Origin of the sequence: Thauera aromatica, assembly GCF_023093595.1 — a bacterium.
Lineage (GTDB): Bacteria > Pseudomonadota > Gammaproteobacteria > Burkholderiales > Rhodocyclaceae > Thauera > Thauera aromatica_A.
Genome location: NZ_JALLIK010000059.1, coordinates 1 through 9,382 on the forward strand (window position 1 = coordinate 1; position 9,382 = coordinate 9,382).

At 52.2% G+C, this 9,382-nt stretch carries 6 protein-coding genes; all 6 read left to right on the top strand.

The window, feature by feature from the left end:
* The first annotated feature begins 202 nt into the window (after positions 1–202).
* From MXC99_RS00930 to MXC99_RS00955, 6 genes are read left to right on the top strand one after another with little or no spacing between them, the layout of a single operon-like run.
* The gene (locus MXC99_RS00930; protein ID WP_247723757.1) at positions 203–2,656 is read left to right on the top strand and encodes a glycosyltransferase; all 2,454 of its coding nucleotides are present in this window, start codon (positions 203–205) and stop codon (positions 2,654–2,656) included.
* Positions 2,649–5,471 (top strand): hypothetical protein, encoded by a 2,823-nt coding sequence (locus tag MXC99_RS00935; protein WP_247723758.1) that lies wholly within the window; start codon positions 2,649–2,651, stop codon positions 5,469–5,471. The genes MXC99_RS00930 and MXC99_RS00935 overlap by 8 nt, the downstream gene beginning before the upstream one ends.
* On the top strand, positions 5,468–6,514 hold the full coding sequence (locus MXC99_RS00940) for an FAD-dependent oxidoreductase (protein WP_247723759.1): 1,047 nt from the start codon (positions 5,468–5,470) through the stop codon (positions 6,512–6,514). Before MXC99_RS00935 ends, MXC99_RS00940 begins: the two co-directional genes overlap by 4 nt.
* Entirely contained in the window at positions 6,511–7,287 is a 777-nt protein-coding gene (locus MXC99_RS00945; protein ID WP_247723760.1) for an NAD-dependent epimerase/dehydratase family protein, read from the top strand. The genes MXC99_RS00940 and MXC99_RS00945 overlap by 4 nt, the downstream gene beginning before the upstream one ends.
* Positions 7,280–8,089, top strand: coding sequence for a sugar phosphate isomerase/epimerase family protein (locus tag MXC99_RS00950; RefSeq protein WP_247723761.1), 810 nt, complete (start codon positions 7,280–7,282; stop codon positions 8,087–8,089). Before MXC99_RS00945 ends, MXC99_RS00950 begins: the two co-directional genes overlap by 8 nt.
* 47 nt (positions 8,090–8,136) lie before the next feature.
* Entirely contained in the window at positions 8,137–9,309 is a 1,173-nt protein-coding gene (locus MXC99_RS00955; protein WP_247723762.1) for a sulfotransferase family protein, read from the top strand.
* The last annotated feature ends 73 nt before the right edge of the window (positions 9,310–9,382 follow it).

Consider the following 9,382-nt stretch of genomic DNA (forward strand, 5'->3'; position numbering starts at 1 on the left):
AGAGTAGACGCGTTTTTTGCAAGGTTTACAAGCGCTTCGCGTAAGTCATTGAAGGTCAACGATTATTTCAGCCGGCGCTCTGGTGGGGCAGAGTTGTGTATAACGAGATGACTTCAGGCCAGGGCAAACACGCAGCTGAAGGAAATTTCTTCAGCCAGTTCGGCCATCAAGAATTGAACATCAAGACCATCAGAGATAAGCAATGTTAACGCCAGATTTACATAGCAAGTGTAGGCCCGCTGCAATCCCTAAAACAAAACTCTCGGAAGCCAATTACCATCTGCGTAACGGGGATTACATTACTGCACTCTCCTTATATGATGAAGCTATAGCTGAAAACCCATATATCGAAAAATTTGCCAGCGCGAACAAAGAAGTCGCCGCCGCCCGCCTTAAGAGGAAATCAAGTACAGTAAAGCTCATCCCGATCGGTGGCGTTGAAGCTGAACAATCAGACGCATCTGCCTGGATTTCGACAAGCCACGACCCTCACTTTGAACTGTGCATCTCAGGCAAGCGAGATCATGAGGCAGGCTGGTACCGAGTCAGCCTGTTAATTGAGGCGAAAAATAAAAAAAATATCGCGAAATTTTATCCCGATTACGGCGAAGGCTATTCCGAAGCCTCGTCGATTACACTACCCTTTTTAAGCAACTCACTTAAAAGCAGACTCGTTCATTTCCCAAGCAAGGTACGCTCGATACGCTTCGACCCCAAGGAAGCAGAAGGTGCTTTTAAGGTTTTTGCCTTCGAGCTAAAAAAAATAAATCAAGAAAATATTACTGAAGAACTTTTTTCAGCCATTGCCAAAAGCAAGGAAGCGCTTTCTGCTGCAGCCCAAGATGCGCTGCAGAAAAAACTGGTCGATGACGCCGCAAGTGCAAAAAAAGACTACCTCGAACTGCTCAAGCAAGAGTATGAAAAGCTGTTCCAGCATACACCGGGCCAGGTCAGCTACGAGGAATGGATTGAAAACGTGGAGGCCGCCACCCTTCCCAGCGCGGAAGAAGCGCGTGCACTTTACGAACAGCTTGCGCGCAAGCCGCTGATCTCTGTAGTGATGCCGACCTACAACACCGATGCGGTTTTCCTTCGCGCCTGCATCGACTCGGTGATGGCACAGAGCTACCCGAATTGGGAACTATGCATCGCCGATGACGCCTCGCCCAAGCCCCATGTGCGCCAGATTCTGGAGGCTTATGCAGCGCAGGACGGGCGGATCAAGACCGTGTTCCGCGACAAGAACGGCCACATCTCCCGCGCGTCCAATTCGGCGCTGACGTTGGCCACGGGGGACTATGTCGCACTGCTCGACCACGACGACGCACTGCCTGAACACGCCCTGCTGTTCGTTGCCCAAGCCATCAACGCGCAGCCTGACGCGCAGGTCATCTACAGCGACGAAGACAAGATCAAAGCGGACGGGCAGCGCTTTGACCCCCACTTCAAAAGCGACTGGAACCCGGACCTGTTCTACTCGCAGAACTACGTCTCGCACCTTGGCGTGTACAAGCGCGACTTGCTGGAAAAGATTGGTGGCTTCCGCCCAGGTGTTGAAGGCAGCCAGGACTACGATCTGCTGCTGCGCTGTTTGCCACACGTCAAGGCACCGCAGATTGTCCATATTCCACGGGTGCTGTACCACTGGCGGACGGTGGAAGGCTCCACAGCGCTGGCTGCTGGTGAGAAAAGCTACACCACCGACGCCGGCATCAAGGCACTGACCGATTATTTTGCCAAAGCGAACCCAGCGGTGCGCATCCAACAAGGCTTGGTGCCCAATACCTACCGGGCGCGTTGGCCCATCCCCGACCCCGCGCCATTGGTCAGCCTGCTCATTCCTACCCGCGACCGTCGCCACCTGGTGGAAGTGGCGGTGCGCAGCATTCTGGAAAAATCCACCTACACGCACTACGAAATCCTGATCCTTGACAACAGCAGCGTCGAGCCCGACACGCTCGCCTTCTTTGACCAAATTCAAAAAGAAGACCAGCGTGTTCGTGTGCTGCGCTACGACCACCCGTTCAACTACTCCGCCATCAACAACTTTGGCGTACACCAGGCCAAGGGCGAGATCATTGGGCTAATCAACAACGATATCGAAGTCATCAGCCCGGAATGGCTGACCGAGATGGTCTCGCACGCTGTTCGCCCGGAGGTTGGCTGTGTTGGCGCTAAGCTCTATTACGACAATGACACGATTCAGCATGCAGGTGTGATCTGTTCATTAGGCGGTGTTGCCGGACATAGCCACAAACACTTCCCGCGCAAACACCCTGGTTATTTTTATCGTCTTACCCTCGCCCAAACTTTGTCCGCAGTTACCGCGGCGTGCCTGTTGGTACGCAAAACTGTTTACGAGAAGGTGGGAGGGCTTGATGAAGAGCACCTGAAAGTGGCCTTCAATGACGTTGACTTTTGCCTGAAGGTCAGGGCGGCTGGTTATCGTAATCTCTGGACGCCACACGCAGAGCTCTATCACTACGAATCCATCAGCCGTGGTCATGAAGACACGCCTGAAAAGCAGAAGCGGTTTCAGCTGGAAGTTGAGACCATGAAGAAACGCTGGGGCCAGCACTTGAATGTCGACCCCTACTACAGCCCGAATTTGACCAAGGCTCGAGAAGATTTTTCTGTGCGAGGCGCAAATGACTAGATTCCTATATTTGCATATCGGTTGTGGAAAAACCGGATCTTCCGCACTTCAGGTTTGGCTTAACCAAAATACTGCACATCTTCAGCAGGCCGGCATCCTGTACCCAGTTTTTGGCGATCAAATCAAAGATGATTACCAGATCACGTCCGGAAATGGTGTCCACCTTATTAATGCGCTAAAAAGCGGCATTGCGCTTGAGTTTTTGCAAAAACTTTATACAGGTGACGTTACTAAAGTACTGCTTTCGTCAGAGGCTTTTCAGATTTTATCCGAAAATGAAATCAATGAATTAATCTCTGCTGCAAGAGCTATTGACGCAAATGTTAGAGTAATTGCATATGTAAGGAATTTGTATGAAATGCTTTACTCATCATATATGCAGCTTGTAAAGCGCCATGGCTTCTCGGGAGATCTATTTTCTTACGGAAAATCGATTAAAACACTCCAGCAGTTCGAAGTAGTTGATGCCTGGTCAAATTTTTTTGGCGACATAAGAGTTCTTCACTATGATACCGAGAAAAAAGAACTCGGATCATCATTTCTCAAAGCGATCGATTTGCCTTCAGATGTACTGCCCATAATCAAAAAAAATAAGGTAAACAGATCCCTTTCAATGCTGGAAGCAGACGCACTCCGAAGCGTTAATTTCAATATCCAGAAAAAATTTACCGTAAATCCCAGCGGTGTCACAACCAAGGTCTCCGATGAACTCATCCGGCAGCACCCGGAGAGGGACGCTGGACCAATTTATTACTCTGAGATTATTGAATCTCTAAGGGATAAGTTTAGCCCCGTCATCGATCGATATAACGACACATATTTTGGTGGTCAACCAGTGTTGCGTCTTTTTTCTGATGCTGCGCCAGTGGACACACCTGCACCACGAGAAGACTTTGCGAGCGTGGTTAACGATGTGATTTCGGCCTTGATCACGGTAACGCGCTCAATCGACTTTGACGGCATTAGCCTACACTCGACCATTCAGCAACCAGCCTTGATCGTTAGCACCGCAAACTCTGCCGAAGCTCTTTCCTGCAACGGTTGGAGCTTATCCGATGGCAGGGTAGAGCGGTCCCAGGTGAACCTGAAAGCGCTTCAGCGACGCGACCAGTCTGCGATCGATACACTTTCTCCCGGGTGGTCTCCCGTCTCAATTTGGCTCGTCCAGGATCATCTTTGCATCTTGGTACTCAAAAACACAGAAAACAAACGGGCACTTTGGTATTTCGATGCGGACGGCCAGTTCATCGGCAATAGTGCTCAGACGATTTGGAGCCACGGCCCCTGGGTTCGAGAAGCGTTCTCAGCACTCTTCAGGCGGCTTTTATTGGAATGTGTTGCCCCTGGTCAGCACGAACCTCACCTGATTACAGAGGCAATTGAACCTCTCTCGGCCGAATTTTCGGCGTTCGCGGACGATCTTTTTGCTGGCGCCAACGACCTTACTGGCGATCGGACAAGCTCAGAGGGTCGCTTGTTGAACGCGTCGCCAGCAGAGGTGCAGGATGAAGTCTTGAAAGGTGCCTTGGGCGAGATGAACCTGGAGTGGCGAGGTCGGCAGCTTAGAGCCACACGCGGTATAGTGGTGAATGATTTTGTTTTCGCCTACCCCCTGTTCGAAGGATCGTCATTGTCCGCTTTGATTCTCGTTGGTTCTCATACCGGCGTGAGAATCGCCTTTTTCGACTTGACCAGGATGGATCTATGCTATCGCAGGGTGCCGGGATTTGCGAACTTGACGAAGCATTTGACTGACCTAGTTGGCCACTTAAGAATACGCTGGCCTCTTTTGCGGAAGTATTTTGAAACATCAGGACTCGTACCTACCGTTGGCGTTACACGGTCGGGTCACTTAGGCCATCGTCTGTGGAATGAGGTATCTGGTCTCCACCGTGTGCAACAGAGCGGTGGTGCACAGCACCTGCAAGCACTCATTCACTTTGACCAGCATGATGTTGGAGAAGTGTGGCTCGGAGCGCGTGAAGTATTAGAGAAACCGGGGCTGAATGTTGTTGTTGCAGGACCTGGCAAGATCAGTGTCGCTCAATGGGTCTATGAAAATAAAATGTTTCCTTTGCGAATCGGCGACTCATACATCCCCAAAGCTCTTGCGGATCGGCTGGCGATTCACTGCCGTTCCCTAACTGGGGGTCAAGTGACTGCCAAGAGTATGGGCGAGTTGCGCATCGTCTTTGGTTTGCGCTTCGAGAACCGAACCTGGTTGAATCAGACCGAAGGCTTGGCTGAACTCGCTTGCTACCTTGCAGGACGGATCCCAAAGCTCACCATCATCATTGACGGCCACGACCGCATCCTGGGCCGAAAGGCAGTGAGCTACGGTGAGCAACGAACAAACGGGGGGCTTGTGGAGCAGGAGAAGGGGGTCGTCCAAGCGATAGGAACTGCTCTTGCAGCGCAGAGGCATGGGGGTAGTGTAAGAGTGGTCGACGCAGTTGACATGGAGCTTAGCAGCACCATGGCATGGATTCTTTCCGCAGACTGCTTCGTAGCGCCTTGGGGTGCGGGTCTAACCAAGTACAAGTGGGTTGCTAATCTTGATGGGGTGATTTTCAGTAACCGTGAAGTAGTTGAAAAAAAATCTGATTTGAAAATTTACGAGAGCCCGAATGTTCGTGAGGGGGCAACGGAGTGTATCTATCTTCCGGTTCAATATGTCGTTGAACAGCCAAGCGCTTCAAGTCCGATTACTGTGGCCGGCGAAGGTGGGATACGTGAGAACTTTGTCGTAGATATGGCAGGACTGAAAGCGACCGTTGATCAGTTGCTGGCCCGAGTGCTGGGGAGTGGCGAATGAAAATAGCAGTGATCGGTGCAGGCTGGTACGGCTGCCACATCGCCTCAAGTTTCATGGCACTCGGATTCGAGATCGTCGTTTTTGAAAAATCGGGCCGGGTCATGGCCGCCGCTTCGGGCAACAATCAATTTCGTCTCCATCAGGGCTTTCACTACGCCCGTAACCATCGCACGCGCGTCCAGTCCCGCGACGGCTATGCGCGCTTCATGGAGCGTTACGCTCGCCTGTCGGCACCCATCGAGCACAATATCTACGTTGTGCCAGAACAGGACTCCCTGATCGATTTTCTAACTTATCGAATGATCATGAGTGCTTCGGGGCTGGAGTTTGTCGAGGTGGCACCAGAGAACTATGGGATCACCCACTGTCGTGGTGGCTTGCGCGTCGAAGAGCGCGCGCTGCTGACGGAAAAAGCGCGCACTTTCTTTACCAAACGCTTGGGCAGTGCCTTGCGCTTGCAGCACGCGGTGCGCTCGATTGAGGCTGGTGACGATGGCGTGTGGGTGGACGGGGAGCGCTTCGACTACGTGGTGGACGCGACCTGGGGTGCTTGCCTGCCAATCCAGCGGACCGTCTTCTTTGAACCGACCTTGCTGCTTTATTACCGATCAAGCACTGTAGGCAATTTTGCGCTGACGGCGGTCGATGGCCAGCTTTGCTCCATCTACCCCTGCGAAGAACCTGAAATGTTCACCCTTTCCAGCGTGACACATACACCGCTGGGTCGGTTTGAATCATCCGATGACGCCTGGGCCTTCCTCGGAAATCTACCCACCGCGGCCGTCGATGCAAAACGAAAGCTGATGGAAGCGCAGGTGTCAAGGTATTACCCCGCATTTCAGAATCAGTTCGAATACGTCGGACCTCAATTGTCGGTAAAAACCAAGATCGAAGGCGCCACCGACGACCGCTCGTGTTACGTGGAGAAGGAAGGGCGGACTTTCAAGGTGCTTTCGGGAAAGATCGATACGATCTTTCATGCATCAGACACGATTCTTTCGATGCTTGAAACAGAGTTTGAACTGGAGGATCTTTTGTCATGACCAGCGCGTTGATCGGTTATACCGGCTTTGTGGGAGGAAACATTGCGCGGCAAGCCAGTTTTGATGCGTGTTTCAACTCGAAGAATGTCGATGAGATCCGTGGTAAAGGCTTTGATTTGGTCGTTTGCGCTGGTGTCCCCGCTGTCAAATGGTGGGCCAACAAGAATCCTGCAGAGGACTGGGCAATTATCGAGCGTTTGATCGATATTTACAGCACCGTCAAGGCACGACGTTTTGTGCTCATTTCCACTGTGGATGTCTACCCACATCCTGCAGGTGTGGATGAACGCACATCCATTGAGCTTGAGGGACTGCACCCTTATGGGCGCCATCGGCTACTTCTGGAAAAAGCGCTTGAAGGTAAGTTTGAGGAGCTGCACGTTGTGCGCTTGCCCGCGCTTTTTGGCCCTGGGCTGAAAAAGAACGCCTTGTATGATTTTCTCTGTTCGAATCAGACAGAAAAAATCAATCTAGCGTCGTGTTTTCAGTGGTATCCGCTCACGAGAATCTGGGCTGATATTCAGAAGGTCATCGAGCGCCGTTTGAGCTTGGTGAACTTTGCTGTGGAGCCCTTGCCGATGCGGGTTATCAAAGAACGGTTCTTTCCCGGCATTGCTGCGGGTACTGCGCCCGCACCAGTCGCCTTCTACGATATGCAGTCTGTTCACGCGCAGGCGTTTGGTGAGGCCGATGAACGCTACTTGATGCGTGCGCCGGAAGTGTTAGACGAAATGGCACGCTGGCTGAAGTCGCCGGAGGTGCACTGTGCCTAAGCTCGCAATCTCAAACCTGGCCTGGACGGGCAATGACGACGAGATGCTGGCCCTGCTGGCTAACCTCGGTGTTGAAGGTGTTGAAGTCGCCCCCGGGAAAGTGGCGCCATGGGATGAACTGACGACGTCAGTGATGGACGCATTTCGACAGCGCGTAGCGAAGCACGGTCTTGAAATTTCGTCATTTCAAGCTTTTCTTTTCGGGCACCCCAACCTGCAACTGCTAGGTGACCCTGGCAGTTACGCAGCACTGTGCAAGCATATGGACAATGTTTGCCAGCTCGCTTCGGTGGCGGGTGCCAAGGTTCTCGTCTTTGGAGCACCTAAAAACAGACTGCTGCTAGGTCATCCCATGGAGACTGCGCGCGCCTTGGCAATAGAGCGCTTGTCAGAACTGGCCGAAATCGCTGAAAAGCACAATGTCTCCTTGGGTCTGGAGGCTGTACCGGTGGCGTATGGCGCTGAATTCATCTCTTCATACCAAGAGAGCCTTGCACTGGTACGGGCGGTTGATAGGCCAGGCTTGGTGTTTCACCTCGATGCAGGATGCACATGTGTGCAAGGTGATGATATAGGTCTGGCGATTCAAGAGACCGCAGCCGAGATTGCACACTTTCATATCAGTCAGCCACAGCTGTCCGACTTTACTGAGCCGACCCCTTACCATTTTGTGGCTGCAAACGCGCTTGCAAGCGTTGGATACGACCGATGGCTCTGCATTGAAATGCTCGAGACCGCTGAACCCAAGCGATCCATCAGGGGTGCGGTAGACTTTTTGCACAAAGTCTATTTAGGCAACTAGATAATCAAGTCATTTTTTCAGCCCAATTACTTGTAAAGACGCCTTCCATGTCTCTCCTTGTTGTGCTCGGAATGCACCGCAGTGGTACTTCTGCAACGGCGGGATTTTTTTCTTTTTTGGATTTTTTTCCGGGACTTCAGTTGCTCTCATCCAACGAGTTCAACCCGAAAGGCTATTTCGAAAGCACGAAGATTGTTTCCGAAAATGACCGTTTGATGCGGCATTTTGGTCTGTCCGGCTGGAATGATGTTCGCCCCCTGATTTTTGATGTGGAAAATAGTTCTGTATCAGAGATGAAAGAGTCGGCCACCAATGTTTTTCAGAGTGAGTACAGGAGCCAGGAAAGAAAGATCTTGAAAGATCCGCGTACCTGCAGACTTTTACCGGTCTGGAAGGAGGTATTTTCCGATCTGGGCGAAAAAACCCAATATGTGGTTACCTTGCGTAGCCCGGCAGATGTTGTTGCATCTCTCTCGCGACGAGATGGCATGCATCCCAATCAATCGGCCCTGCTGTATGCCATCTACTTGATGGATGCTGAACGCCATTCGCGCGGTGAGGCGCGGGCACTGGTTCGATATGCTGAGCTGCTGAACAACACCCAATATGTTCTTGGCGAGCTGGACGGCCATCTGGGTACCGCATTTTCAGCAACAGAGCCGGAAGTATTGGCCAAGGCATGCGCCTTTCTTGACCCCAAGCTTGACCACAAGTCAGCTGCAGCACCTCTACCAGATTCGCCCTTCGTCGATTTTGCGTATGAGGTTTACAACGCCTTCGATCGTCACTTCTATGACGCTTCGCCTGCCGTGTTTGACCAGCTACAAGACAAGCTCGATACGCTGCGGTCGGCGCTGGAGCCTTGGTTAGCCAGGTCTGCACGCACAGAAGCGCTGGAGTCACAGATCTTTGTGCATGGCCAGGCCATCTACGAGGCTGCCAGCCAAAATGCGCACGCTACCGTTTACTGGAGAACCCCAAGCCTCAACTACCTTGAATCGCGCAGCCTGGTTCAACCGTTCAACTTTGGGGACGAAGAGCAGACTTTGGTGTTTTCACTACCTGCCACACCAGATCGTTTCCTTTCCTTGCGCCTTGACCTGACAGATCGGCCCGCATTTTGTGAGGTGCGGGAACTTTCACTAAACGATGCGGCGGGCTGCGTTCGATGGACGGCTAATGGTAACCGGTCACTGAGCGGCGTCCTTCTCGCTGCGTAGCCATCGTTGGACAATTCACGCCATGTTCAACGACGACGGGATTGGCAGTGACGGCATCGGCGGAGAGGCGCAA

Excerpts from the sequence above, each read along its gene's own strand:
- MXC99_RS00930 (WP_247723757.1), top strand. The coding sequence starts at position 203 with ATGTTAACGCCAGATTTACATAGCAAGTGTAGGCCCGCTGCAATCCCT.
- MXC99_RS00935 (WP_247723758.1), top strand. The coding sequence starts at position 2,649 with ATGACTAGATTCCTATATTTGCATATCGGTTGTGGAAAAACCGGATCT.
- MXC99_RS00940 (WP_247723759.1), top strand. The coding sequence starts at position 5,468 with ATGAAAATAGCAGTGATCGGTGCAGGCTGGTACGGCTGCCACATCGCC.
- MXC99_RS00945 (WP_247723760.1), top strand. The coding sequence starts at position 6,511 with ATGACCAGCGCGTTGATCGGTTATACCGGCTTTGTGGGAGGAAACATT.
- MXC99_RS00955 (WP_247723762.1), top strand. The coding sequence starts at position 8,137 with ATGTCTCTCCTTGTTGTGCTCGGAATGCACCGCAGTGGTACTTCTGCA.